The 25,097-nt window shown below is 60.3% G+C and carries 22 protein-coding genes; 11 read left to right on the top strand and 11 right to left on the bottom strand.

The window, feature by feature from the left end; all coding sequences use genetic code 11:
• Window positions 1-19: 19 nt before the first annotated feature.
• A complete protein-coding gene (locus HMPREF2760_RS06570) occupies window positions 20-1,789 on the bottom strand; it encodes a proline--tRNA ligase (protein WP_070533134.1) in 1,770 nt (589 codons plus the stop codon).
• A 32-nt stretch (window positions 1,790-1,821) separates the two neighbouring features.
• Here HMPREF2760_RS06570 and yaaA point away from each other — a divergent pair, with 32 nt between their 5' ends.
• Both yaaA and HMPREF2760_RS06560 read left to right on the top strand, forming a co-directional pair.
• The gene (yaaA, locus tag HMPREF2760_RS06565) at window positions 1,822-2,544 is read left to right on the top strand and encodes a peroxide stress protein YaaA (protein ID WP_070520092.1); all 723 of its coding nucleotides are present in this window, start codon (window positions 1,822-1,824) and stop codon (window positions 2,542-2,544) included.
• 93 nt (window positions 2,545-2,637) lie between these two features.
• Window positions 2,638-3,762, top strand: a complete 1,125-nt coding sequence (locus HMPREF2760_RS06560; protein WP_070596912.1) for an ATP-binding protein — start codon at window positions 2,638-2,640, stop codon at window positions 3,760-3,762.
• A gap of 10 nt (window positions 3,763-3,772) precedes the next feature.
• Here the strand turns inward: HMPREF2760_RS06560 and HMPREF2760_RS06555 are convergent, their stop codons facing one another.
• Window positions 3,773-5,086: a DUF4921 family protein gene (locus HMPREF2760_RS06555; protein WP_185963332.1), complete on the bottom strand. Its 1,314-nt coding sequence runs from the start codon at window positions 5,084-5,086 to the stop codon at window positions 3,773-3,775.
• Between the two features lie 51 nt (window positions 5,087-5,137).
• Here HMPREF2760_RS06555 and HMPREF2760_RS06550 point away from each other — a divergent pair, with 51 nt between their 5' ends.
• On the top strand, window positions 5,138-5,953 hold the full coding sequence (locus HMPREF2760_RS06550) for a PhzF family phenazine biosynthesis protein (protein WP_070596911.1): 816 nt from the start codon (window positions 5,138-5,140) through the stop codon (window positions 5,951-5,953).
• Window positions 5,946-7,334: a protein adenylyltransferase SelO family protein gene (locus HMPREF2760_RS06545; RefSeq protein WP_070596910.1), complete on the top strand. Its 1,389-nt coding sequence runs from the start codon at window positions 5,946-5,948 to the stop codon at window positions 7,332-7,334. Before HMPREF2760_RS06550 ends, HMPREF2760_RS06545 begins: the two co-directional genes overlap by 8 nt.
• Before the next feature lie 289 nt (window positions 7,335-7,623).
• On the opposite strand, the gene mqo is transcribed toward HMPREF2760_RS06545, so the two are convergent.
• On the bottom strand, window positions 7,624-9,126 hold the full coding sequence (gene mqo / locus HMPREF2760_RS06540) for a malate dehydrogenase (quinone) (RefSeq protein ID WP_070565585.1): 1,503 nt from the start codon (window positions 9,124-9,126) through the stop codon (window positions 7,624-7,626).
• 301 nt (window positions 9,127-9,427) lie between these two features.
• On the opposite strand from mqo, the gene HMPREF2760_RS06535 reads away from it, so the two are divergent.
• The 6 genes from HMPREF2760_RS06535 to HMPREF2760_RS13060 all read left to right on the top strand — a co-directional run bounded on the left by HMPREF2760_RS06535 (window position 9,428) and on the right by HMPREF2760_RS13060 (window position 14,181).
• Complete coding sequence (locus HMPREF2760_RS06535; RefSeq protein WP_209167820.1) at window positions 9,428-10,429, top strand: alpha/beta hydrolase; 1,002 nt, start codon at window positions 9,428-9,430, stop codon at window positions 10,427-10,429.
• Window positions 10,430-10,487: 58 nt separating this feature from the next.
• Window positions 10,488-11,873, top strand: a complete 1,386-nt coding sequence (mtr, locus tag HMPREF2760_RS06530; RefSeq protein WP_070596909.1) for a mycothione reductase — start codon at window positions 10,488-10,490, stop codon at window positions 11,871-11,873.
• 340 nt (window positions 11,874-12,213) lie between these two features.
• On the top strand, window positions 12,214-12,618 hold the full coding sequence (locus tag HMPREF2760_RS06525; RefSeq protein WP_070596908.1) for a hypothetical protein: 405 nt from the start codon (window positions 12,214-12,216) through the stop codon (window positions 12,616-12,618).
• 48 nt (window positions 12,619-12,666) lie between these two features.
• Window positions 12,667-13,098, top strand: a complete 432-nt coding sequence (locus HMPREF2760_RS06520) for a hypothetical protein (protein ID WP_070596907.1) — start codon at window positions 12,667-12,669, stop codon at window positions 13,096-13,098.
• Window positions 13,099-13,345: 247 nt separating this feature from the next.
• Window positions 13,346-13,699: a hypothetical protein gene (locus HMPREF2760_RS06515; protein ID WP_070596906.1), complete on the top strand. Its 354-nt coding sequence runs from the start codon at window positions 13,346-13,348 to the stop codon at window positions 13,697-13,699.
• Between the two features lie 47 nt (window positions 13,700-13,746).
• Window positions 13,747-14,181, top strand: coding sequence for a hypothetical protein (locus HMPREF2760_RS13060; protein WP_230310860.1), 435 nt, complete (start codon window positions 13,747-13,749; stop codon window positions 14,179-14,181).
• A gap of 109 nt (window positions 14,182-14,290) precedes the next feature.
• Here HMPREF2760_RS13060 and map read toward each other — a convergent pair whose 3' ends face one another.
• The 5 genes from map to dxr all read right to left on the bottom strand — a co-directional run bounded on the left by map (window position 14,291) and on the right by dxr (window position 20,756).
• A complete protein-coding gene (map, locus tag HMPREF2760_RS06505; protein ID WP_070533153.1) occupies window positions 14,291-15,160 on the bottom strand; it encodes a type I methionyl aminopeptidase in 870 nt (289 codons plus the stop codon).
• Between the two features lie 69 nt (window positions 15,161-15,229).
• Window positions 15,230-17,080: a penicillin-binding transpeptidase domain-containing protein gene (locus tag HMPREF2760_RS06500; RefSeq protein WP_070596905.1), complete on the bottom strand. Its 1,851-nt coding sequence runs from the start codon at window positions 17,078-17,080 to the stop codon at window positions 15,230-15,232.
• 57 nt (window positions 17,081-17,137) lie between these two features.
• Entirely contained in the window at window positions 17,138-18,301 is a 1,164-nt protein-coding gene (gene ispG / locus HMPREF2760_RS06495; protein WP_070445607.1) for a flavodoxin-dependent (E)-4-hydroxy-3-methylbut-2-enyl-diphosphate synthase, read from the bottom strand.
• A 64-nt stretch (window positions 18,302-18,365) separates the two neighbouring features.
• Window positions 18,366-19,574 carry a M50 family metallopeptidase gene (locus HMPREF2760_RS06490; RefSeq protein WP_070596904.1) on the bottom strand — a complete coding sequence of 403 codons (1,209 nt, stop codon included), beginning with the start codon at window positions 19,572-19,574 and terminating at the stop codon, window positions 18,366-18,368.
• A 15-nt stretch (window positions 19,575-19,589) separates the two neighbouring features.
• On the bottom strand, window positions 19,590-20,756 hold the full coding sequence (dxr, locus tag HMPREF2760_RS06485; protein ID WP_070596903.1) for a 1-deoxy-D-xylulose-5-phosphate reductoisomerase: 1,167 nt from the start codon (window positions 20,754-20,756) through the stop codon (window positions 19,590-19,592).
• A 191-nt stretch (window positions 20,757-20,947) separates the two neighbouring features.
• Here dxr and HMPREF2760_RS06480 point away from each other — a divergent pair, with 191 nt between their 5' ends.
• Window positions 20,948-21,397, top strand: coding sequence for a DUF2631 domain-containing protein (locus HMPREF2760_RS06480; RefSeq protein WP_070596902.1), 450 nt, complete (start codon window positions 20,948-20,950; stop codon window positions 21,395-21,397).
• Between the two features lie 89 nt (window positions 21,398-21,486).
• Here the strand turns inward: HMPREF2760_RS06480 and HMPREF2760_RS06475 are convergent, their stop codons facing one another.
• The 3 genes from HMPREF2760_RS06475 to rlmN form a co-directional block, all read right to left on the bottom strand.
• Window positions 21,487-23,076 carry an ABC transporter permease gene (locus tag HMPREF2760_RS06475; protein ID WP_230310859.1) on the bottom strand — a complete coding sequence of 530 codons (1,590 nt, stop codon included), beginning with the start codon at window positions 23,074-23,076 and terminating at the stop codon, window positions 21,487-21,489.
• Window positions 23,073-23,894, bottom strand: a complete 822-nt coding sequence (locus tag HMPREF2760_RS06470; RefSeq protein WP_070533159.1) for an ABC transporter ATP-binding protein — start codon at window positions 23,892-23,894, stop codon at window positions 23,073-23,075. Before HMPREF2760_RS06470 ends, HMPREF2760_RS06475 begins: the two co-directional genes overlap by 4 nt.
• Window positions 23,895-23,965: 71 nt before the next feature.
• On the bottom strand, window positions 23,966-25,072 hold the full coding sequence (gene rlmN / locus HMPREF2760_RS06465) for a dual-specificity RNA methyltransferase RlmN (protein WP_070596923.1): 1,107 nt from the start codon (window positions 25,070-25,072) through the stop codon (window positions 23,966-23,968).
• Between the last annotated feature and the right edge of the window lie 25 nt (window positions 25,073-25,097).

Here is a 25,097-nt window from a genome sequence, read left to right as displayed (position 1 = left end):
GCCTACGCGCTTAACGCACCTAGCCGCGGATGAGCTCCGTTAAGGTGTCCACGATGGAGTCTGCGGGGACCTCACGGGTTTCGCCGCCACGGATGCGCAACTCAATGATGCCGTCCTTGAAGGAGCGGCCCAGGATGGCGATAAAGGGCATACCCAGCAGCTCCGCATCCTTGAACTTCACGCCCGGGGAAACCTTGGGGCGGTCGTCGAAAAGCACCTCGATGCCAGCGCGATCTAGGTCCTCCACCAGCTTCTGACCGGCCTCGAGGGCAGCGGCGTCCTTGTTCGCCACGGCCACGTGCACCTGGTACGGGGCCACGGCCACTGGCCAGTTGAGGCCCTTCTCATCGTGGCGCTGCTCCGCCAGCACGGCGAGCATGCGCGTGACACCAATGCCATAGGAGCCCATGGTCGGCACGGCGCGCTTGCCATTCTCATCCAGAATCTGGACATCGAATGCTTCGGTGTACTTGCGGCCCAGCTGGAAGATGTGGCCCAACTCAATGCCGCGCTCCAGGGTCAGAGTGCCCTGACCGTTCGGCGCCGGGTCACCTTCCTTGACCTCCGCGGCCTCGATGAACTCACCCACGGTGAAATCACGGCCGGCCACCAAGCCGACGACGTGACGCTGCGGGGCATCCGCGCCGGTAATCCACGACGAACCGGAAACTACGCGCGGGTCGGCATAAACCTTCACGTCGTGAGCGTTGAGGGCACGCGGGCCAACGTAGCCCTTGACCAAGAAGGGGTTCTTCTTGAAGTCGCCCTCGCCGGCGAGCTCAAACTCGACTGGCTCCAGCGAAGCCTCCAAGCGCTTTTCATCCAGCTCGCGGTCGCCCGGAATAAGGACGGCGGCCAGCTCCCATTTCTTCTCTTCCTCAGCGGCCGCGGGCGCAGCCACCTTGATCATCATGCACTTGAGGGTGTCCGCTGCGGTGACCTCGCGGCCGTCGACAGTAATGCCAGCACCCTTAGCCCACTCCACCAGGGACTCGATGGTCTCGGATTTCGGAGTCTCGTGCTCCTGTGCCTCCGGCAGACCGTCGAAGGGAATCTCCTCCGGCGCCTGGGTCACTACTGCTTCCACGTTGGCTGCGTAGTCTCCCTCCGTGGCGCGAACGAAGGTATCCTCACCCACCTCGGACACGGCGAGGAACTCCTCGGAGGCCGAGCCACCCATCGCACCGGAGGTGGCCTTACAGATCGCGTAATCGATCTCTAGGCGGTCGAAGATGTTCTGGTAGGCCTTGCGGTGGCGGGCATAGGACTCATCGAGCCCCTCATCCGTCATGTCGAAGGAGTAGGAGTCCTTCATGGTGAATTCGCGGCCGCGCAGCACGCCAGCGCGCGGACGTTCCTCATCGCGGTACTTCGTCTGAATCTGGTACAGCGTGACCGGGAAGTCCTTGTAGGAGGAATACATATCCTTCACCGCAGTGGCGAACATCTCCTCATGGGTCGGGCCCAGCAGCATGTCCGCACCCTTGCGATCCTTAAGCCTGAACAAATTATTGCCGTATTCCGTCCAGCGGTTCGACTGCTCATAAGGATCGCGCGGCAGCAGCGCCGGGAAGAGCATCTCCTGGCCACCGATGGCGTTCATTTCCTGGCGGATAACGTCTTCGATCTTGCGCATGGCGCGCAGTCCCAATGGCAACCAGGTGTACACACCCGGCGCGACGCGGCGCACATAGCCTGCGCGGACGAGAAGCTTGTGGCTGGGGACTTCGGCATCAGCCGGATCCTCACGAAGAGTGCGGAGGAAAAGCTCAGAAAGACGTGTAATCATGGTTGCTCAGTCTACATCGCTAGCATGTAGCCATGCTGATCATCCTCCCTCCTTCTGAGACCAAAGCACACGGCGGCAGCGGCGCGCCCCTCAACTGGGAAGAGCTCTCTTTCCCCGCGCTGAATCCAATACGCCAAGAAATCGCTGCTGAATTGTCTTCTTTGCCCCTCGACGAGGCGCAAAAGGTGCTCAAGCTCTCGGAAAAGCTGCGCGGGGAAGCCGAGTCCAACCGCGAGTTGGCGTCCTCCCCCACCATGCCCGCGCTGGAGCGGTTTACGGGCGTGCTGTACGACGCCCTCGATTCCCCTTCCCTTCCCCCAGCCGCGCGTCAACACCTCGCTGTGGGTGATGCGCTCTTCGGGTTGCTGCGCGCCGATGATCTCATCCCCCACTACCGGCTTTCAGGTGGCACCAAGTTGGGCGGGAAGACTCTCAAGTCTCGCTGGGGTACGGCCATCACCGATGAGCTGCGCGCGCTTATCGACGCAGGCGAGTTCCTCATCGACATGCGCTCGGGCACCTACCAAGAGCTGGGCAAGCTCAAAGAAGCCTCCACGGTGCGCGTGGAGTCAGTGCAGGAGGATGGCTCCCGCAAGGTGGTCTCCCACTTCAATAAGCACTACAAGGGGGAACTCGCTCGCGTACTCGCCCTCCAGGGCGAGAATGTCTCCTCCCTCGAGGATGCCGCCCGCGTAGCCCAGGAGGCGGGCATGAGCACCGAACTGCGCGGCACCGAGCTGGTGCTCGTGGTCTGATTTATCTATTTATCAATTTATCTACGCCCGCCGATTTATCTATTTATCAATTTATCTATTTATCAATTTATCTGGTTGCTATATACTTCCAGCATGACTGGAAACCCTTTTCGCCCAACCTTTGGTGCCAGCCCACTTAAGTGGGCTGGCCGCAGTGCGGTCCTCAATGACTTCACGGTTGGGCTCGACGGCGGAGTTGGCAACCCTAATCGCGCAATGCTTATTAGCGGTCATCGTGGGATGGGCAAAACGGTCCTGTTGACTGAGCTCGAGGACATCGCAGCCCAACAAGGATGGGCTGTTATTCGAGTCAGTGGTCGAAGCAATTCAGTCACTCAGCTCATCGACTCCATCATCCCAGAAAAGATCAACCAGCTGGCTTCTCCATCAACCCGTCGAATCAAAGACATACGTATAGCGGGCCTCGGTGGCATTGGTACTGAAGAGATTGGTACGCCACCAGTGCCAGCATTAGAATCGCGCTTGCGCGAACTCTCCGCTCATCTCCGAGACAGCGGAATTCTACTTACTATCGATGAGATTCAGGACGCCGATCCTCATGACCTTGAGATAATCGCAGTCGCATTCCAGCATCTTGTTCGCGATGAACTCGACGTTTCCATCGTGATGGCAGGGCTTACTGCCGGTGTTGACAAGCTTCTACACCTGCCGGGAACAACGTTTCTGCGCCGTGCCCGCAGATTTCACCTAGGACCTGTTAACCCGCAAGCTACGACCAGCGCTTTCAAAGATACGGCAGCTTTGACTTCGATTGCTTTCAACGACGAAGCCGCCGACCGCGCTACTGAAGCGAGCCACGGTTATCCCTTCCTCATCCAGCTCATCGGGTACTTGGCCTGGAACGCTGCATCCCAAGCCAGTGAGACGACCATTTCCTCAACAACCGTCGACGCAGTTCTTGGTGAGGCAATCACGGCAATGGGAACCCAAGTGCACGATCCTGCGGTACGTGCGCTCAGCCAACGACAACTTGAGTACCTTCACGCGCTGGCTGATATCGCAGATGAGGCGGGGACGGCCACATCTGGCGCTATCGCTCACGAGCTGAAGACAACGACGACGTCTCTCAGTGAAGTGCGCGCGCGTTTGCTAGAGCAGGGGCTTATCGATGCCCCACGGCACGGCACGGTTGCTCTCGCCCTGCCGTACCTCCGCGATTATCTTCACGCAGGCGGCGAACAAACCTACGTGGACTAAACGTTACTGATTACACCAGCGGGTTATAACGCAAACTATTGCGTTTGAGCTCGCACTCAGTGGCGATAGAGATGCCGGAGGCAATCTTTCCGCGCTCACGAAGGCGGAACATGGCGTCCACGACGCGATCACGCAAGCCCCATGGATCGATGGTGTTGATGTAGACCTTCGTGCCGCCTTCAAAGCCGGCCAAGGTCGATACCCTGAGCTTGATCATCACGCGCCACGGCTGCGGCAGATCCACGCTGGGTGGGCGGTGGTGCCACTCTTCATTGCATGCCACATCCGGCCCCACTGCGGCGTGTGCAGCATGGATCAGATCCGACATTCCACGGACTTCGCCAGGTGTTTGTTCCCACGGTTCACAGCGGGGCGACTTGGAGAAGATCTCCAGCGTGGGATAGCGGTGGCCAAAGCCGGCGAAGAGGACCGCATAGTCATTCTCTGCGATAACAAGGTTGCGCTTTGCCGCATACCCAACTGCCCAATCGTTGTACATGTTGGGGTGTGCACGTAGAATCGCATTTTCTTGCTGGGCTGCCATGCCCAGAGCATCAATCGCGACGAGCTGCTTGTGCAGGTGGTCGAAGGACGCGCCCGCCGGTGCCAGCCAGTTCTGGAACACGGCGACATAAGAGGCATAGCGGTTTCGCTGGTAGAGCTCGCGCGTTGATTCCGCGGTGAAGGTTGTGAGCAGAAAGTGCTCATCGGGGCTCAGCGTGCCGGAGGAAGCCAGCTGGCTGTCGTCGACCGCCCCCTCCACGAAGTGGCGCGAAGAAATGATGACATCGTGCCCGCCACCGAAGAAGCCATCGGCGAGGGCGAGGAGAGAGTCGTCGCCCAGCGCGGCGTCTTTGCCCGCGGCCTTGAGTTTGGTGCGCACCACGTTGAGTACGTGCAGGCGCCCGGCCTCATCGGCTTCATATTTCTCCTTGTGCTGAGCTAGGTCTGGGTCCATGGTGAAGCCATAGTTCTCATGCCAGTAGTCATAAGACACGATCTCAAAAAGGTTAGGAACCCGGCGAAACACCGGCTGGGTTGTGTCCAGCTCGTGTGGAAGGAGCCCGCGCTGGATCTCCCCCGAAGCCAGGATGCGGGACTTTTCCGGCGGGGTGTCTAACATGCGCCCGGAGCAAAAAGCACAGCTGTGCGTCATGGCATCGGCCGTCAGGGGCTGCGGATCCTTCGCAGGACGTGAGAGCGGACGGTTTCCACGTCCCGGCACCGTCCACACCTCCGTTCCGGAGAAGGGGTTGACCTGTTTGACGGTCCCATCCGCCATGGTCTGGATAGGTTCGACGCGGCTAAAGAGTGCTTCGCTCATGCAGCCCAGCGTAGACCTCCCTGCTCACCGGTGCGACTAGACTTAAGCCTCATGCAGCACCGATTCTTTGAAGTAGATGTCTTTGCCACTGGGCCGTTTACGGGAAATCCCCTTGCTGTGGTGGCGGATGCCGACGGCTTGAGCACCGAAGAGATGCAGCGCATCGCACACTGGACAAACTTTTCGGAGACAACCTTCCTGTGCTCGCCTACGGATCCACGTGCAGACTACCGAGTGAGGATTTTTACCCCGTACGAGGAGTTTCCTTTCGCCGGCCACCCGACGCTGGGCAGCGCACGCGTGGCGGCGGAACTACTCGGAAAGAACGGCACCCTGATTCAGGAATGCGGAGTTGGGTTAGTCACCGTGCGCCAGGAAGAAGGCCGCTTCGCCTTCGCTACCCCGCCCTTGGTGCGTGAAGGGGCGCTTAGTGATGAGGAGCGCGCTGAGGCAGCCGCCGCCCTCGGGATCGACGAGGACAGCATCTTTGACTCCGGCTGGGTAGACAACGGGCCCGGCTGGCGCCTAGTCCAGCTCGAGTCTGCCGAGGCCGTGCAAAATCTTCGCCCCACGCCCACTCCGGGCGTCAAAGTGGGCGCTGTCGGGCTCACCGGTGATAATCACCCCGCTTATGAAGTCCGCGCCATCACCGGACAATTCGAGGATCCCGTCACCGGTTCCTTCAACGGCGGCGCTGCCCAATTCCTGCGCGCCAAGGGCGCTGTCCCTGCCCGCTATACCGCGGCACAAGGCCGCCAGGTAGGGCGCGATGGCCGCGTCTATATCAACGACGACGGTCATGATATCTGGGTCGGCGGCAACGCCCACGTTCGCGTGCACGGAACACTGGAGTCACGCGATGTCTGATGCCTCCCTCCCTTTCGAGCTACGCAGCGAGTTCGCCCAACGCCTTTCCCACATGGTCACGGCGAGCCGGGGCGAAGAACAGCCAACGGCGCGAATGGTAGTGCTCAACGAAGAGCTAGCCGCCGAACTGGGCCTCGACCCGGACTGGCTGCGCAGCGAAGATGGCCTGGAGTTTCTCCTCGGCCGCGGGCCAGTTACTCCCCACGCAATGGCCTACGCCGGTTTTCAATTCGGCCAATACAACCCGACAATGGGTGACGGCCGCGCCCTGCTCTTGGGCGAAGTCACCGGCCCCACCGCTGCGCACAACCCCACGGGCCTCTGGGATCTGCATGCCAAAGGGACAGGACTAACCCCCTATTCGCGCTATGGCTCTGATGGGCGCGGCACGCTGCGCTCAATGCTGCGTGAATATCTCTTCTCCGAGTCGATGCACGCCCTCGGTGTACCCACCACACGGTCGCTGGCGGTCATCGGGACCGGCCGTCCCATTCAGCGCCAGATGGTGGAGGAAGCAGGCGTTCTCGTGCGCGTTGCCGCGAGCCACATCCGTGTTGGTTCCTTCCACTTCGCCGCGCACTCGCAGGTCCCCGGGTTGCTCCAACAGCTCGCCGATTACACCATTGAACGCCACTACCCTGGCGCCGACTACCGGGAGCTGTTTACCCGCGTCATGGACGCACAGGCAGCGACGGTTGCCGGGTGGATGCAGGTGGGTTTCATCCACGGCGTGATGAACACCGATAACACCACGCTATCGGGTGAGACGATTGACTACGGGCCGTGCGCGTTCATGGAAAACTATGACCTCAATACCTGGTTTAGCTCCATCGATACGCAGGGCCGCTACCGCTTTGGGCGCCAGCCCGACATCTTGGGATGGAACCTTGCACGGTTGGCGGAATCACTGCTGCCGCTTTTCGACGTCTCCCCCAACGCCGCCCTCACCTGGGCTCAGGAGGCCATCAATTCCTTTGGCGAGCGCTATGAAAAGGCGCGCCGCCGCGAAGCCGCGAACCGTTTGCAGATTCCCGATGAGCTCTTCCAGGACTATAGTGCGGCCCTTGCACAGTCCGCTCCGGATCTCACGCAGGCCCACCGCAATCTCATCAGCGCAGCGGCGGGTGAACCGGCAGAAGCCTATGAGATGTTTGGTGACGCTCGATTTGTTGATGCCTACCGTGCTAGTGGCCCCAACGTCGAGTCTCTCAAGCAAACCGTGCCCCGCGTGATTCCCCGCCCGCGTCTGGTCGAGGCCGCACTGAGCGATGCTGAAGAATTCCCCCGCTTGCTTCACGCCACCACGCGTCCCTTTACTGCCGCACCAGAATACGAGCAACCGGGTGGCACGGAAGGCTACCTCACCTACTGCGGAACGTAAGAGAAGAAAAGGAAAACACACCGCCGCCCCGAGGCCTCCGTAGGAAAGGAAACGGAGTCTCAGGGCGGCGGTGCGTCTCTATCTTTCACTGCCACGCTCCCGGTCGGTTTCTCAGGCCGACCGCCCCGCGCGGCTGGGGTTCTCTCTATCTCTCTCGCATGCGCTCTCTCAAACGCACACCATTATTATGGGGCGCTCTCCTTGGTGGAGCGTTCCGGTGCACTGGACGCTCCCTGCCAGTTACTGAGAATTACCTGCGAGCCAGGCACCTACGAGCCGAAAGGAGAAATTACTTGGACTCAAGCTGCAGGGTCTTCTGCGTGTACTCCCACATCTCGTTGTAGAGCTTCTTGTCCTTGGAGAGCTTGGTGCCGTAGGAAGGAATCATTTCCTGAATCTTATCGCCCCACTGGATCATGTGCTCACCGAAGCAGCGCTCCAGCAGCTCCACCATGATGGCCGGGGTGATGGACGCTCCCGGGGAAGCGCCGAGCAGGCCGGCGATGTTGCCCTCAGGGTTATTGATGAGGGTGGTACCGAACTCCAAGGAACCGAACTGCGGTGCACCCGCCGGCTTAATCACCTGAACGCGCTGGCCAGCGATGACGGTCTCCCAATCTGCCGGGTCTGCGCTCGGGACGTACTCCTTCAGGGTCTCGACGCGCTTGTCGAAGTCCTTGAGGACCTCAGTAACCAGGTACTTGGTCAGGCCGAACTCCTGTGCCGCAACGCCCAGGTAAGAGGTGATGTTATCCGGACGAATGGACTTAAACAGGTCCAGGTAGGAGCCCTTCTTGAGGAACTTCGGGGACCAGCCGCCGTACGGGCCAAACAGCAGGCCTTGCTCGCCATCAATGACGCGGGTATCCAGGTGCGGCACGGACATCGGCGGAGCGCCCACAGCAGCCTTGCCATAAACCTTGGCGTGGTGCTGCTTAATCAGATCCGGGTTCTTAGAACGCAGCCACAGACCGGAAACCGGGAAGCCTGCGAAACCAGAAACCTCGCGGACCCCAGCCTTGCGCAGCAGGTCGAGCGCGTAGCCGCCTGCACCCACGAAGACGAACTTGGCGTGGACGGCCTCGTAGTCACCGGTGTGCAGGTTCTTTGCCACCACGCGCCACTTGGAACCATCGCGCTTGATATCGACGACCTCGTGGCCGTAGCGGATCTCGGTACCCGCTGCCTTAGCCGCGGTGAAGAACTGCTTCGCCAGGGCACCAAAGTTGACGTCGGTACCAACTTCGGTCCAGGAAATAGCGACCTTCTGGGCGTTGAAGTCACGGCCTTCCGACATCAGAGGAAGCTTTTCCTGGAAAGTAGCGTCATCATCGCTGAACTGCATGTTCGGGAACATGTGGTTATCCTTCAGTGCATCGAAGCGGCGCTTCAGGTAGTCAACCTGGATGGAACCCTGTGCAAAGGACACATGCGGAACTGGATTGATGAAGGCCTTCGGGTCCGTCAGAATGCCGTTGTTGAGCTGGTGGGACCAGAACTGGCGCGAAACCTGGAACTTCTCATTAATGTTCATGGCCTTGGAAACATCAATGCGGCCGTTCTTCTCCGGGGTGTAGTTCAACTCGCACAACGCGGAGTGGCCAGTACCAGCGTTATTCCACGGGGAGGAGGACTCAAGCGCAGGGCCGTCCAAGCGCTCGAAGACCATCTGGGTCCAGCTGGGCTCGAGCTCACGCAGCATGGCGCCGAGGGTGGCGCTCATAATACCTGCACCAATGAGTGCGACCTCAACCTCGTCTACTACTTGTGCTGTCTTCTTATCGGAGGACACTGTACTTATTACCTCTTTAAGTCGATGTATTCGATGTGGTCAAATGCCCCGCACATGTGGGTGCACAGGGCGCGGTGAGAAAGCGCTCGACGATGCTAGGGTCCAAGCTGGCATACAGACCACCCCTGCGGAAGGTCCGTCAAGCATTAATTCCACTTTACGCCCCTTATTGCGAAATAGGCATTCCTGAAAAAATAAATGCCCGAATTCGAATTTGTTACCCCATTTGTGGTGCAGGGTGTTTCCCGTCAGCGCTCCGCTCTGCCGGACGCATCTGGCCGCGCAACCTATCATGAATCCCATGACGCATAACGAACTCGAATGGTCAGAAGACATCCTCGGCCCCGACTTCCAGGCCGCTCCACTCGAACTCGGCACCGACCCTGACGGCGAAGACACTGTCTGCGCGACGCTCGTGCGCTACTGCCCCGGCGGCGACGCCCATGATGATCGCCCCGCCTTACTGTGGGTCCACGGGATGACAGACTATTTCTTCCATGACCACGTGGCACGGTACTTTTATGAGCTCGGCTATGCCTTCTACGCCCTCGATCTGCGCAAGTGCGGACGCTCTCGACGGGACGGTCAGACCTGGCACTACATCAGCGACTTGCAGTACTACGACGCTGATCTCAATGCAGCTCTCGATGCCATCCCCAACCAGCGTGTCATCATCATGGGCCACTCCACCGCCGGCACCATCACCGCGCTCTGGCTCGATCGCCTTCGCCGCCATGATCGCGAGCGATTCGCACGCATCGCTGGTGTCGTGTTCAACAGCCCCTGGCTTGCCATGATGGGAATACCGAATAGTGCCTTTGAGGCACTCAAGCACGTTATCTATGCCGGCGCTGCCATCGCCCCACGACTCGAAATACCCGCCGGTGACCTCACAACCTATGGGGAGTCGGTCCATTCCGGGGAACAGGGCGACTGGGACTTCGATCTTCGCCTGAAGCCGCTGGGCGGACACCCCAAGTTCCTGGGTTGGGTTGCAGCAGTCTTCCGCGGCTTCGACGCAATCCACTCCGGCCGCATCAACATTGGGCTCCCGCTGCTCACTATGACCTCTGGACGCTCCGAGCTCAACCGGCCATACAGCGAGTCCTCCAATACCGCCGATACTGTCGTTGATGTACGGCAAAGCCAGCGCTGGGCCAAGGAACTCAGTGCTCGCTACACGCTTCACGTTGTCAACAATGGGCGCCACGATCTCTTTCTCTCGCGTCCCGAGCCGCTCCAAGACGCTCTCTCCGCCACGGCGGAATGGTTGAGCACAGTAGCACCACTTGAGACGGATTAGCCTCCCGCGCCTCGCGCTCCTAAAAGCCTCCACGGTTTGCGGCTAGTCAACCTTTAGAATGATCGGCATGACTTCCGCACAGCACTTTGACCTCGTCATCATCGGCACCGGCTCGGGAAATTCAATACCCTCTCCCGAGTTTGACGATAAATCCATCGCCATCATTGAGAAGGGAACGTTCGGCGGCACGTGCCTCAACGTAGGCTGCATCCCCACGAAGATGTACGTCTACGCCGCCGACGTTGCGCTCGCCGCGCGCGAGGCCACGCGCCTTGGGCTCAGCGCCCACGTGGATGCTGTGGATTGGGAGGGCATCGTCAAGCGCGTGTTCCACAACCGAATTGATCAGATTGCCCAGGGCGGCGAAGAGTACCGCCGTGGCGAGGAAACGCCCAATATTACAGTCTTTGATCAGCACGCACGGTTCATCGGACCGAAGACCCTGCAGGCGGGTGAGGACATCATCACCGGTGACAATATTGTCATCGCTACCGGTTCACGCCCCGTGCTACCCGAGCCATATGCCAGCACCACTGCCCCGGTTCACACCAATGAAGACATCATGCGGCTTGAGAAGCAGCCGCGCAGCCTCATAGTGGTAGGTGGCGGTTACATCGCCATGGAGTTTGCTCACGTCTTCGACGGCCTGGGGACCGACGTCACCGTGGTCAACCGCTCGGAGAAATTCCTCCGTTTCCTCGATGAGGACCTAAGCTCCCGCTTCAACGACCTCGCACGAAAGCGCTTCGACGTCCGCATCGGCACCGCCACTACGCTCGATGAAACCGAAGACGGCGTACGCCTTACCTTGGACAGCGGGGACGTCGTGGAGGCAGATGCCATCCTCGTTGCCACCGGCCGCCAGCCCAACGGCGACCAGATGGATCTTTCTGCCAGCGGCATTGAAATGCATGAGGACGGTCGGATCAAGGTCGACGAGTTTGGCCGTACAACCTGCGAGGGCGTGTGGGCGCTCGGGGATGTTTCATCTCCGTACATGCTCAAGCACGTGGCCAATGCGGAGCAACGAGCAGTGCAGCACAATCTGCTGCACCCGGACGATCTCCAGCCCATGCCCCACGAACACGTTCCCGCCGCCGTCTTTACCCACCCACAGATTGCATCGGTGGGCCTCACTGAGGCGCAAGCCCGCGAGGAGGGCTACGACGTCACAGTAAAGGTGCAAAACTTTGGCGACGTTGCCTATGGCTGGGCCATGGAAGACTCAACGGGCATCTGCAAGCTCGTGGCCGACCGGGCCACCGGCAAGCTCCTCGGCGCCCACATCATGGGCCCACAGGCCTCCACGCTTATACAGCAACTGATCACCGCGATGAGCTACGACCTCGACATGCGCAATTTCGCCCGCTCTCAATATTGGATCCATCCGGCACTGCCAGAAGTAGTGGAAAACGCAGTTTTGGGACTAGAGTGGCTGGAGTGAAAGTTACATCGAAATGAGTGACGTTTTTCACATTGGCGTTGAACTAGTTTCACCATTCCCGCTGAACACCACTACAAGCACGTTTTAACGCCAGCAACATCTACCAGAAACCTTTACGAAACTCACCCATTCCGGGGGTAATAACAGGCAGGCGATAAAAGAACGCTCAAACTGACGTGCATTTTGCCTGACCGTTGGCTAGGTTAATTACGGACACCGGAACGAGCCGATACTCTCTACCGGCTCAGTGTGTTTTGGGGATACCAAACTAATCCCTATCCCTGTAAATCAAGACCTCCCAACCAGAGGCCTTGCACGTACGACACTAAGGACTTTTGATATGCGTATCCGCAATGCAGCCCTCGCCGGCGCTACTGCTCTCGCTGTTGCCTTCGGCGGCTCCACCGTCGCTTTCGCTGAGACCACTGAGCAGGGCGATAACACCGTCACCGTTGAGGACCAGAGCCAGTCTAATCAGAGCCAGTCTAATACCGCTCCGGGCGGCAAAGCCGACACCACCCCTGAGGATTACACGCCTTCCCTGTCCTCCAAGATTGGCAGCAAGGTTGAGGGCGACCAGGCAGCCGACGGCACTGCCATCTTCGGTTCCTCCAAGGACTTCTCCGGCCAGCCGGAGTGGGCAAAGATCCTCTACGGTCTAACCGTTGTTGCTGGCCTCGGCACTCTGCTCGGCACCATCATCGGCCCCGTACACAACTTCCTCGTACACGGCCCGTCCTTCTAAGCAACAGCCACACGGCTTCACCAAAACTTCCGAAAGGTAATTTTCACAATGCGTAACTTCCGCACTGCAGCCGTTGCAGCTGCTACCGCTGTCACCGTAGCTTTCGGCGGCACCGTCGTTGCCTCCGCAGAGACCGCGAACACCAACGAGGGCACCACCTCCTCGACCGAGAACACCAACGAGGGCTCCTCCAACGAGGGCTCCTCCAGCTCCTTTACCCAGCTGGGTAAGAAGTGGGGCGCATGGGAAGAGGGCGAGGACGGCAAGCCTGTCGTTAAACCTGAGAACAAGGTCACCGGCGAGGATATGTGGGGCACCGAGACCGACCCGAACATGCCGGAGTGGGCTTCCAAGTGGAAGAAGGGTGCTATCGCCCTGGGCGTCTCCTCCGTCATCGGCGCTATCATCGGTGCCTACAACTACGCTGTGTACAACAACATCATCCCGCAGCACGTGCTGGATCCGATTTTCCGCCGCTAATTAAGTTGCGGGTACGCTGACTTAGTTCAGCGCACTTTTCTAGCGCCCATCCTCTTGTCGTGAGGATGGGCGCTTTTGCATGCTTGGGCCCAATGCTGAGTAGCTGGGACGCTTTAAGCGGGATATGCGGGCATATTAATGATAGGAATTCCGTGAATCCCTCCAATGTTTACGCTAGAATCGCTCAAGTGACTTGGGGCACCCTATAGTTACTGCAGTTCCTACGATGTTTAAAAGGATTCACACTATGCGCATTCGCAAGGCCACCATTGCCGGTGCTACCGCTCTCGCTGTTACATTCGGCGGCGCCACCGTTGCTTCCGCTGCAGAGGGCAGCAGCAACGACTCCGCAACCAACTCTTCCGCAACCGCTGGTGAGCAGCAGGGCAACCAGAAGGCGGGCGGCTCCTCCGAGCTGGGCAAGGCACTCGACGCCGACAAGGAAGCCAACGCCCAGAACATCTTCGGCCAGAAGTCTTCTATCTCCGGTGAGCCGAAGTGGGCACAGGCCCTCGCTGGCATCGGCATCGTCGCCACCATCATCACCATCGCCGGTGGTCTGGTTGGCCCGGCACTGAACTACCTCAAGTACGGCATGTAGTTCTCCCCTTCCCCTTCTAACCCACTTTCTGAAAGGCTTTACTCAAGATGCGTAAATTCCGCACCGCCGCCGTTGCTGCTGCAACCGCCGCTACCATCGCCTTCGCTGGCACCACCGTTGCTTCCGCCGCTGAGGCTGTTGAGGGCTCCGGCCTGACCGAGCAGCAGGTTCAGGAGGAGCTCCAGAAGGACGCTACCTCCTCCGAAATGTCCTCCGCGCTCTCCTCTGAGGGCGAGGGCTCCCTCTCCTCCAAGCTGGGTGGCGTGACCGACGGCAACATCACCGGCAACGGCGCCGACGCTTTCGGCTCCACCAAGAACGAGTCCCAGGTTCCGCAGTGGCTGGACCTCTGGCGTGGTGGCACCATCGCTATGGTCGCCGCTGCCGCTGTCTCCACCGCAGTCGCCGGCTACAACTACGCCGTGTTCTCCGGCATGATTCCGGACTACGTTGGCCAGGCTTTGAAGAACGTCTCCTTCTAGTTAGCGCTCTTTACTGGCACCACAAAGCCCTCCACCCCACCGTGTAGTGCACGGGAGGTGGAGGGCTTTGTTTCATCTTGGCTAGGTTTAAGCGCTCGGCGCTTAAACGCTAGGCCTCGTCCGGCAAAGTGAGGATCTCGTTGCCGTCATCGGTAATGACGATGGTGTGCTCGAACTGGGCAGTGAACTTGCCATCGGTGTTCTGGACGGTCCAGCCGTTATCCCAGATCTCATAATCCAGGGAGCCCAGGTTGATCATCGGCTCGATGGTCAAGGTCATCCCGGGCTCGAGGATGTCGCGGTAGGTCATGGAATCATAGTGCAGCACGACCAGCCCGTTGTGGAAGGTGGGGCCCACGCCGTGACCGGTAAAGTCAGTGACCACGTTGTAGCCAAAGCGGTGAGCGTAGGACTCAATCACGCGTCCAATAACGTTAATCTCACGGCCGGGCTTCGCGGCCTTAATGCCACGCATCATCGCTTCTTTGGTGCGCTCAACCAGCAGCTTGTGTTCCTCGGTGACGTTGCCGGCAAGGAACGTAGCGTTCGTATCGCCATGGACACCGTTCTTAAAGGCAGTGACGTCGATATTGACAATGTCTCCATCCTCAATCACCGTCGTGTCCGGAATGCCGTGGCAGACAATCTCATTGAGGGAGACACAGCAGGACTTCGTGAACCCCAGGTAGCCCAAAGTCGACGGGTAAGCACCGTGGTCACACATGTACTCGTGCGCCACGCGGTCGATCTCATCCGTGGTCACGCCAGGCGCCACTGCTTTTCCGGCCTCCTGGAGAGCATTGGCGGCGATTCGGGAGGCCTCACGCATGGCCTCAATAACCTCTGGGGTCTGCACGAATGGCTCGCCCTGGGCTTCCTGGACCGAGTCCTTCCACACGTACTCCGGGCGCTCAATGTCCTTCGGTACCTTGCGGATTGGAGTATCTTTTTCTTGCTTCAGCATCGCGCGCTTAGTCATAACTACTCATGGTAGCCCTCTTCCCCAGCGCCCGACAAAGGACACCACAGGCGCGCTGACTACGACGCGCTACTGCTCTTGTGCGGGGGCCACCTCGCCGTGGCCTTCCGCGCGGAGGGCGTCGAGGCGCTGCAGGAAATTGTCCGTGATGTTGACCGAAATCGTCGAGCCACCGCCCAGAACAACCAGAGTTGCGAAAGCGATATCGTCGTCGCGGTAGCCGGTGAACCAGGCATGCGAGCCACCATTGATCTCCGCCTCACCGGTCTTGCCGTAGACGGTGCCCTGCGCCTGCATCCCCGATGCAGTACCGCTTGCCACCACCTGGCGCATCATGTCCCGCACCTGAGTCAAGGTCTCCTCGCTGGGCGCGGGGACCTTTTCGGACACCTTGGTCTCACGTGACTCAATAAGCGTCGGCGTCGGGGTCTTGCCCGCCGCAACCGTCGAAGAGACAAGCGCCATGCCGAAGGGAGAAACAAGGTCGAGGCCCTGTCCATAACCGGATTCCGTGCGCTCGAGGGGCGTCTCACCCTCGGGGATGGAGCCGGTGAGCGTCGATAAGCCCGGCACCTCATAATCGATACCCAGGCCGTATTGTTTGCCCACATCGCGCAGTTCACCCTTCGGCAGATCCGTTGAGATCTGCGCAAAAGTGGTGTTGCAGGATTGTGCAAAGGCTTGACGCAGCGGCACCGAGCCAAGGGAGAACCCGTTGTAGTTGGTGACGGTGCGCCCATACAGCTCCATGGTGCCGGGGCACGGAACGATAGAGTCTGGAGACAGGCCTTGCTTGTCGACGCCCGCCGAGGCCGTAATGATCTTAAACACCGAACCCGGTGGGAACTGACCTTGGAGGGCGATATCGCCCTTCTTATCTGCCTCCGGGGTTTGGGCCACGGCTAGAATCTCGCCGGTCGAAGGGCGCATGGCCACGAGCATGGCCTCGTATTCAGCACGCTGATTGACGGCTTCTTGCGCGGCACGCTGGACGTCATAGTCCAGCGATACCTTGATGGACGGAGCTGCCTCGGGTTCGTGATGCTCGACGTCGGAAAGCGCGGCTCCGTGTTCGTTGACGACAGAAACGGACCATCCATTTGTTCCGTCGACCTCCTCGGAGACCATGGAGCGCACGCGGGCGAGGATGTCCGGGGCCAAACCGGTATCGCGCGTGATGAGCGCCGGTTCCTCGTTAAAGCGAATCCCCTTCTGGTTCTCCAGAACTGGGCGCAGCCGCGCTGCCTGCCCCTCGTTGAGCATGGCGACCGAGTAAGAGCCATCGACCTCTTCGAGGTTCGTGGCAAGTTCACCAGAGTCGATCTCCGGGATGGAATCATCCTCTTGATGAGCCTGGTTCAGCGCGCCGGACACCTTTGCGGCTACGGGACGCAGATCGGAAACGGCGTCGGTGTCAACGACCAGCCGGTATTGCAAGCCCGGAGACATGAGCTCCACACCATCGGAGGAGACCACGCCGGCGCGTTTTGGCGCTATTGAGCGCAACTCGAGGTGTTGGTGCGCGCCGAGATCGGGGTGGATAATGCTGGGCTGCCAGCGCACCGTCCAGTCTTTTTCCTTGCGTGTTAAGGCCATCGAGGTGTCATAGCGCAGGGAACGATTGCGAGGCAGGGTCCACGTCACCGAATAGTGCGCGGTGGCTTGGGCCTCTTGTTGATCAACCCCGGTCAATTCGACGTCGAGTCCCTCGGCTTGCAGGCCCGCGAAGGTTGCGTCGAGTGTGTTCGTAGCTGTGCTGCCATCATCGACAAGCTGCGCCAAGTCCTCGTTATTGCGGGTTTCCATGTCTTCCAGGAATTGCTCAGCAACTGGACGTGCGGACACCGGCTTGGGGGTGCATCCCACCAATGACGACGCCGCGATACCTGCCGCACCGAGCAGCGCCACGAACCTCTTCATGCTTGGGCAGCGTAGCAGCCTGGGGCGGCTAGACGGCCGCCCCACACCGCAGGTGGGTTACTTGGTAACGCGGACCTCAGCCTTGGCACCCTCTACGGCTTCCAGGCCTTGTTCTTCAGCTAGGCGCATTGCCTCTTCGATGAGCGTTTCCACGATCTTGGACTCGGGAACAGTCTTGATGACCTCACCCTTGACAAAGATCTGGCCCTTGCCGTTACCGGAGGCCACACCGAGGTCGGCATCGCGGGCCTCGCCCGGACCGTTGACCACGCAGCCCATGACAGCCACGCGCAGCGGGAACTCCATGCCGTCGAGGCCTTCGGTGACCTCGTTGGCGAGCTTGTAGACGTCCACCTGTGCGCGACCACAGGAAGGGCAGGAAACAATCTCGAGCTTGCGCGGGCGCAGGTTGAGGGACTGCAGGATCTGGTCACCGACCTTGATCTCCTCGACCGGATCCGCCGACAAGGACACGCGGATGGTGTCACCGATGCCCTCGGCGAGCAGGGCGCCGAAAGCGACGGAAGACTTGATGGTGCCCTGGAATGCCGGGCCGGCCTCGGTGACGCCGAGGTGCAGCGGGTAGTCGCACTGAGCGGCGAGCTGGCGGTAGGCCTCCACCATGACGACGGGGTCGTTGTGCTTGACGGAAATGGCGATATCGCCGTAGCCGTGCTCCTCGAAGAGGCCGGCCTCCCACAACGCAGACTCGACGAGAGCCTCTGGGGTGGCCTTGCCGTACTTCTCCATGATGCGCTTATCCAGGGAGCCCGCGTTGACGCCGATGCGAATCGGGATACCGGCATCGCCGGCGGCCTTCGCCACCTCTTTAACGCGGCCATCAAATTCCTTGATGTTGCCCGGGTTGACGCGCACCGCAGCGCAGCCGGCATCGATGGCGGCAAAGATGTACTTGGGTTGGAAGTGGATATCTGCAATCACCGGGATCGGGGACTTCTGCGCAATCGCCGGCAAAGCCTCCGCATCAACCGTCTTCGGGCAGGCAACGCGAACGATGTCGCAGCCGCTCGCGGTCAGCTGTGCAATCTGCTGGAGGGTGGCGTTGACGTCGTGCGTCTTCGTCGTGGTCATCGACTGCACTGAAATCGGGTGATCAGAGCCCACGCCCACCTGGCCAACCATGAGCTGACGCGTCTTGCGGCGCGGCGCCAGGGTGGGAGGCGGGCCGTCGGGGATTCCAAGACCAATAGGGGTCGACATGTGTGCTCCTTGCTAATTGGGTTTTAACGCCCCTACTCTAGCACCGCGCACCGCAGGTGGATCACTAGCCAAACAGCCGAATTGGGTTAACCACGTCCGCAATCATGATGAGAGCACCCACCGCCATGAGGAGGAAAGCCAACACATAGGTCACCGGCATGAGCTTGGTGTAATCCGCGGGCCCCTTCGGGTCCTTGCCCATGAGGCGGCGCAGGGCGTCACGGATCTTCTCATAAATGATGACGGCGATATGGCCGCCATCGAACGGCGGGAGTGGGATGAGGTTAAACAGCGCGAGGAAGAAGTTGAGGGTGGCCAGCATCATGAAGAAGGATGACCACAGACTTCGCTCGACCAACTCGCCGCCCACCCGGGAGGCTCCCACCACAGACATTGGTCCGTTAACATCGCGCTCCTGCCCAAAGATGGAGGCCACCACGCCCGGGATCTTGGCTGGGAATTGCGCGATTCCTTGGACCGTGGCGTTGAGCGCATAGCCCGAGTAGCGGGCGGTCGCCGGGAAGGCGTCGACAAAGGAGTAGGTCTCCCTGATATCGATAATCTGGTTGCTCATACCGATGGCGCCGACCTCCACCAGTTGCCCCTCGGCGTTGAGTCGAGTCACCGTAGCAAGCGTGATGTCGAAGTCACGCGGCTCGCCATCGCGTTCGACTTTGAGGGTGACAGTGTCGCCGGGGTAGCTCATGACGGTATCGCGAAGCTGCGCAAAGGAGTCCATGGTCTCGCCGTTCAGCGCAAGAACGATGTCCCCAGGTTCCACGCCCGCCTCACCAGCAGGGCCTACTCCCTGGCACGGTTCGAGTTCACCATCGGCCTTCTGATTCGCCGCGCAGGACACCTCGCCAACGCGCGGGCGCACATCCGCGTCTGGGTTGGGCAAGCCCGTCGTCATGGCGATGAGCAGCAGGATAATAAATCCTAAAAGCAGGTTGACGGTGATGCCGCCGGCCAGCACGATGATGCGCTGCCACGCCGGTTTCGTATACATGGCATAGGGCTTTTCCTCTTCCGTGAGGAACTCATCCTGCGCCGTCATGCCTGCGATATCGCAGAAACCACCCACCGGGAAGGCAGCGAGGCCATACTCGGTGTGGCCACGCGTAAAGGACGCAACGCGCGGACCGAAGCCGATGAAATAGCGGCGCACGCGCATGCCGAAGGCACGAGCGCTAAACATGTGACCGGCCTCGTGCAGGGCAACGGTGATGCCGATCCCCAAGGCGAAGAGAACTATGCCGAGGACATTTGCCATAGATCGTAGGGCTTTCTAACGAGCGAGCGAATCCACCATCGCGTTGGCGCGACGGCGGGCCTCGCCTTCCACGGCGAGGACATCATCGACGCTAGAGGGTACACCAGCGAACTGCGCGGCCTGATCCACGACGTGGCTGACAACGTCAACAATTTCCGGGAAGTGAATGCGCCCCGCCAAGAAGGCCGCGGCCGCCTCCTCGTTGGCGGCGTTGTACACGGCAGCGTGGGTACCTCCGGCGGCGGCTACCTCGCGCGCCAAGCGAACGGCTGGGAAGGCCTCATCATCCAGCGGCTCGAAATGCCAGTCATGCGCGGTGGAAAAATCCAATGCCGGCTGGGCACCCGGCACGCGGCGCGGCCAATCCAATGCGAGGGAGATCGGCAGCTTCATCGACGGTGGCGAGCACTGCGCGATGGTGCAGCCATCGGTAAACGTCGCCATCGAGTGGACGATGGACTGGGGGTGGACGGTGACCTCGATGCGCTCTGGGGAGACGTCGAAAAGCAGCGTGGCCTCAATGAGCTCCAAGCCCTTGTTGACCAGCGTGGCGGAATTCAGGGTGTTCATCTGCCCCATCGACCACGTTGGGTGCTGCGCAGCCTGCTGCGGGGTGACATCCCACATCTCCTCGCGGGTCCAGCCTCGGAAGGGACCACCGGAGGCGGTGAGGACGAGGTGATCAAGCTCCACATCACTGCCCGCTCGCAAACATTGCGCCATGGCGGAATGCTCGGAATCAACCGGAATGATCTGGCCCTCCCCCGCCAGGCGGGTCACGATGGAGCCACCAGCGACGAGGGATTCCTTATTCGCTAGCGCTAGAAGCTCGCCTTTTTCCAAAGTCGCAACCGTGGAGGCTAGGCCCATTGAACCGACGAGCGCGTTGAGGACCTTATCCGCATCGATGGCCTTAACCAGCTGCTCTGCGGAATCTGGGCCGGAGAGCACGGTGCCGCCGAGGGCCTCGGAGACAGTCCGTGCCGCATCGAGCTTGGCGACGGCCACGTGGTCAAACGAAAGGTTGAGGGCACGAGCCTGCTCGATAATGAGCTGCGGGTTGGAGCCGCCGGCGGCAATGCCTACAACTGTGAACTTATCCGGGTTATCCGCGATAACGTCCAGAGCCTGGGTGCCGATCGAGCCAGTAGAGCCGAGAATAAGAATGCGTTGGGTACTCACCCTCTCAACCCTAGCCGGTCAACCCTAGTCGGAGTCCCGTGCACTCCGATAGCGATAGGCGGGGGTGTTTAATCGCGGTTGCCGGCAGGATCATTTAAACTACTACACAGAATAACTGGCATTTTCGTGCGCTCGCCTCACGCAACTAGTTCTAACCAGGGCGGGCCGCATGTACACGCAAAGGAGAGCAAGTGTCTTCCCACAAGCCGGCATCGCAGGTTTTCGACGGCGTATCCACCGATGACGTCCCGTCCGCAGGTTTCGGTTGGTCCCGCATCAGCCGCTCGGGCGTACAGATCGCCGGCTGGACGTCCGTCGCGTTCCTGCTTGCTTATAACTTTGGTAACCACAAGGGCCACGTAGAGACGGTCTGGCTTATCGCCCTGGCAGTCCTCATCGCCCTCGGCTTGGTCATTTACGCTCTGCAGCCGAAGCTCTCCCAGGTACGCACCTTGACCGCCCGTAACAAGCCGGTGGGCCACGAGGAGCCGGACTGGGCATACGAGCAGAAGACCGTTGGCAACGTCTACGCTTCCCTGACCGATGACGAGCTGCGCGCCCTCAACATTGAGCCCTCCCGCGTTGCTCACCTCCGCGGCGTAACCGAAGGCCGCCACGCTGCCAAGCCGGTGGCTAACTAAAGCTTCTTCGCTGTAAACAAAAGCTCCCTTCCCGCAGTTCATGAATGAACTGCACATGGAAGGGAGCTTTTGTTCTATCTGCTCAACCCCTAGCTCACGTAACGGTTAACCGTGGCGTAAATCTCCGGGGTTCGCTCCTGCGCCCTCTTTCCGGCGAAGCGCCAGACAGCAGCGTAGACAAGTGACGGAACCAGCAGAGAAACTATCACAGCGGCGTACAGCAGCCAGCCGCCGCGCTCATAGCTGAGGGCAGAAACCACGATGCCGGGAAGCGCGGGCACCCACACCAGCATCATGCCGACAAACGCCGTGAAGAAAGCGCCAGCGGAATAGCCGGATTTGTCATTCCACCGGTTCTGTCCCGGGGCGGACAAGGGATAAGGGTTGAGCACGGTCAGTCCCAAGCCCACCGCCGCCGTGGAAATGAACACGCCTAGAGCCACAGCTGTGCACAACATGCCCAAGGTGAAGTTGTCGCTAAAGACAAGAACCACTACGGCAAGCAGCACAAACCCGATCAAGGGAATAGTGACGTGTGCGAGGTGGCGCGCATGAAGGATGGTACGCGGAGCAACCGGCGCCACCATGTGGACCCAATTCGATGGCCCATCGAAGCCATAATCATTAGCCAAGAGCGAAGAGAGCACGATCGCGCTGAAGCACAGCATGAAATATGCGGTGAAATCATCGCCCTTCCACAACTGATATAGGGTCAGCACGCCAAACAAAGGCATCGTGTAGAGCATGCCGGTTTGCCGCTTATCGCGGGTGAGATAACGCAGTGCGCGAGAGTATTCCATCGCCGCCGGGCTGGAATAAGACCAGGCGCCCAACTCCAACTTAGACACGCCCTTGCCCGTCACTTCGCTGGCTGCGTCACCGCCTGTTCCGGGGTTGCGCATGAGGCCGCCTATCTGACGGGACCACACCCATACCAGTAGGACAAGGCTGGCCACCGCGATCAAGAGTTGGGATAGGGCGGTGATGAGGTGGCCGTCGGCAAGCGCGAGCGCCCACCCCACCCCGGCACCCAACGGGGTCCAGGCCATGATGGCGCCCACCGAATCGAGCGGAGGCAAGGACTCGAGGACGCTCTGTGCTTGCAGCATGCCAAAGACCAGCAGGCCCATAACCACCATCGCCGCAATTTGGGTGCGGGATTTCTGGGAATCCGCGATAGCGGAAGCCACTTGGCCAAGACATTCGCCAACAATGATGGTCGTCGCGCACGACAGCACCATGCCCACGACGAAGGGAACCGCAGCCCACCCGGTTCCTGTCAGGATGAGGAAAATGCTGCCGATGATCGCATACACCAGGGAAAAGACGACTGACATGATGGCGCGGGTAGTCAGCAGGCCGGAGAAGAACAAGCCTGGAAGGACCTCGCGGGGAGTCAACGGAAGTGCGCCCAGGGTTGTCGGGCTCAATTGATTCTCTCCCGCCGGCATAAAGAGAGCGAGGAGTATGTAGATGAGCATGCCGCCCGCCACGCCGACGGTCAATGCTTGGTAGCCGTGTCCGGGCGTGGTGATATCTGCATACACCATGGCTGCGATGGAAAAGAGGCCGATTGCTCCGTAGATCAGCATCATGAGCCCCATCATGAGCGTCGCCGGGTTGGAGGAAACGCTTCGCCACCACAGAGTGCGATGGAGGCTGAACAGAGTGGATGTCATTCAGCGTCACCTGCCGCTGGCGAACGCAGCCACCCAAACTTCGAGGCATCCAGGTCCCGCCCTCCGACGGCCGCGATAAAGAGATCGCTCAGGCTTTGGCCCTGGCGGACATCGTCGACGTGACCCGCGGTTATGACTTGGCCGCCGTTGATGATGGCGACGTGGTCGCACAGCCCCTCGACGAGCTCCATGACGTGCGAGGACAAAATAACCGTGCCGCCGCGGGAGGCATAGGCGCGCAGCATCTGCTGGATGAGGCGCCCGGAGACCGGATCCACGGCTTCCAGAGGCTCGTCAAGGATAAGCACCTCCGGGTTGTGCAGGACGGCCCCGGCCAGGAGAATCTTTTTGGTCATGCCGGCGGAATAGTCCGCGATGCGCTTATCGGCGGCCTCGGAGAGGGAGAGGGCGTCGAGAAGCTCCTGCGCACGGCGCAGCGACTCGGAGCGCTCCAACTTGTGAAGGGCGCCGAGGTAGTGAAGGTATTCAGCGCCAGTGAGACGGTCAAAGACCGGCGCCCCATCCATGAGCAGCCCCATGGCCTGTTTGGCGGGGATGGGCTCTTCCCACACGTTGTGGCCGGCGATGAAGCTGTGGCCGGCATCAGGGCGCTGGAGGCCACACGCCATGGTCAGCATCGTGGTCTTGCCCGCGCCATTGGGCCCCACTATCCCGTAGATGGATCCGCGCGGTACATCCAGGTTGAGGCTGTTGACGGCAATCTGAGAACCAAAAGACTTGCGCAGATCGCGCACCGCTAAAGCTTGGGTGCGTGGATCTGCGGCTAAGTCCTCGCGATAAGGATGAGTCATAAGCATTAACGGTATCAAGAACCATTAATGCTTTCTCCTCCGGCGAAACTATTGTTAGGAAACTGTAAGCAGAGCTCTTAAGCGCTCTCGCGCTCGTCGGCGGCGAGCTGGCCACAGGCCGCGGCAATCTCATCGCCCTTGGTATCGCGCACGGTGCACGGCACGCCTTGCGCAATGACGCGGCGGACGAACTCGTCCTGACGCGCCTTCGGGGCAGCATCCCACTCCGAGCCCGGCGTGGGGTTCAGCGGGATCACGTTGACGTGGACCTTGGAGCCCAGAGCCGCATGCAGCTTCCGGCCCAACATGTCAGCGCGGAAATCCTGATCATTCTTATCGCGGATCAACGCGTACTCAATGGAGACGCGGCGGCCAGACTTGTCGGCGTAGTACTTAGCGGCATCGAGGACCTCCTCAACCGGCCAGCGGTTGTTGACCGGCACGAGGGTATCGCGCAGCTCATCGTCCGGGGTGTGCAAGGAGACGGCGAGGGTGCAGGACAAGTCCTCATCCGCGAGCTTGCGGATAGCCGGTGCCAAGCCGACCGTCGACACCGTGACATTGCGCTGGGAAAGGCCGAAACCGCTTAAGTCGGCACCGGTAATCTGGCGCACCGCGTGAACCACGCGCTTGTAGTTAGCCAGCGGCTCACCCATGCCCATGAAAACAACGTTGCTTAGGCGCCCGCCTTCCTCTTCCATGAGGCGAGCAGCGTGCCTAAACTGCTCCACGATTTCCGCGGTGGACAGGTTGCGGTCCAACCCGCCCTGGCCGGTGGCGCAGAACGGGCAGGCCATGCCGCAGCCAGCTTGGGAGGAGATACACAGTGTTGCGCGCCCTGGGTAGCGCATGAGCACGGATTCCAGCAAAGTGCCGTCGTGCAAACGCCACAGGGACTTGGTGGTTTCCCCATCATCGGTAGAGGTCTGACGAATGGGCTCCATGAGCGTGGGGAACAAACGCTCCTGCACCGCCTCGCGGGAGGCGGCCGGGATATCCGTCATCTCAGAGACATCAGCGGTGTGGTGGACGTAGTAGTGCTTGGCCAGCTGCTTTGCCCGGAACTTGGGCAGGCCAAGTTCCGCGAGCGCCTCAATGCGCTCGGCCTCGGTCAGGTCCGCGAAGTGCTTCGGGGGTAGCCCGCGCCGCGGAGCGGAGAAATTCAGTTTCAGTGGTTCAGCCATGGTAGAGCCCATTTTCCACGTTTTC

This window comes from Corynebacterium sp. HMSC065D07 (assembly GCF_001810695.1).
GTDB lineage: Bacteria > Actinomycetota > Actinomycetes > Mycobacteriales > Mycobacteriaceae > Corynebacterium > Corynebacterium hesseae.
Note: the sequence above shows the minus strand (reverse complement) of the source record. Positions and strands in the feature narration are given on the sequence as shown.

What these genes read in the sequence shown, in the direction of transcription:
- HMPREF2760_RS06555 (WP_185963332.1), bottom strand. Translation starts at nt 5,086, where the DNA reads ATGAGCGAAGCACTCTTTAGCCGCGTCGAACCTATCCAGACCATGGCG.
- HMPREF2760_RS06535 (WP_209167820.1), top strand. Translation starts at nt 9,428, where the DNA reads ATGACGCATAACGAACTCGAATGGTCAGAAGACATCCTCGGCCCCGAC.
- HMPREF2760_RS06560 (WP_070596912.1), top strand. Translation starts at nt 2,638, where the DNA reads ATGACTGGAAACCCTTTTCGCCCAACCTTTGGTGCCAGCCCACTTAAG.
- HMPREF2760_RS06545 (WP_070596910.1), top strand. Translation starts at nt 5,946, where the DNA reads ATGTCTGATGCCTCCCTCCCTTTCGAGCTACGCAGCGAGTTCGCCCAA.
- ispG (WP_070445607.1), bottom strand. Translation starts at nt 18,301, where the DNA reads ATGTCGACCCCTATTGGTCTTGGAATCCCCGACGGCCCGCCTCCCACC.
- HMPREF2760_RS06500 (WP_070596905.1), bottom strand. Translation starts at nt 17,080, where the DNA reads ATGAAGAGGTTCGTGGCGCTGCTCGGTGCGGCAGGTATCGCGGCGTCG.
- mtr (WP_070596909.1), top strand. Translation starts at nt 10,488, where the DNA reads ATGATCGGCATGACTTCCGCACAGCACTTTGACCTCGTCATCATCGGC.
- HMPREF2760_RS06525 (WP_070596908.1), top strand. Translation starts at nt 12,214, where the DNA reads ATGCGTATCCGCAATGCAGCCCTCGCCGGCGCTACTGCTCTCGCTGTT.
- HMPREF2760_RS06550 (WP_070596911.1), top strand. Translation starts at nt 5,138, where the DNA reads ATGCAGCACCGATTCTTTGAAGTAGATGTCTTTGCCACTGGGCCGTTT.
- HMPREF2760_RS06470 (WP_070533159.1), bottom strand. Translation starts at nt 23,894, where the DNA reads ATGCTTATGACTCATCCTTATCGCGAGGACTTAGCCGCAGATCCACGC.
- map (WP_070533153.1), bottom strand. Translation starts at nt 15,160, where the DNA reads ATGACTAAGCGCGCGATGCTGAAGCAAGAAAAAGATACTCCAATCCGC.
- HMPREF2760_RS06475 (WP_230310859.1), bottom strand. Translation starts at nt 23,076, where the DNA reads ATGACATCCACTCTGTTCAGCCTCCATCGCACTCTGTGGTGGCGAAGC.
- yaaA (WP_070520092.1), top strand. Translation starts at nt 1,822, where the DNA reads ATGCTGATCATCCTCCCTCCTTCTGAGACCAAAGCACACGGCGGCAGC.
- HMPREF2760_RS06570 (WP_070533134.1), bottom strand. Translation starts at nt 1,789, where the DNA reads ATGATTACACGTCTTTCTGAGCTTTTCCTCCGCACTCTTCGTGAGGAT.
- HMPREF2760_RS06490 (WP_070596904.1), bottom strand. Translation starts at nt 19,574, where the DNA reads ATGGCAAATGTCCTCGGCATAGTTCTCTTCGCCTTGGGGATCGGCATC.
- HMPREF2760_RS13060 (WP_230310860.1), top strand. Translation starts at nt 13,747, where the DNA reads ATGCGTAAATTCCGCACCGCCGCCGTTGCTGCTGCAACCGCCGCTACC.
- HMPREF2760_RS06515 (WP_070596906.1), top strand. Translation starts at nt 13,346, where the DNA reads ATGCGCATTCGCAAGGCCACCATTGCCGGTGCTACCGCTCTCGCTGTT.
- HMPREF2760_RS06520 (WP_070596907.1), top strand. Translation starts at nt 12,667, where the DNA reads ATGCGTAACTTCCGCACTGCAGCCGTTGCAGCTGCTACCGCTGTCACC.
- rlmN (WP_070596923.1), bottom strand. Translation starts at nt 25,072, where the DNA reads ATGGCTGAACCACTGAAACTGAATTTCTCCGCTCCGCGGCGCGGGCTA.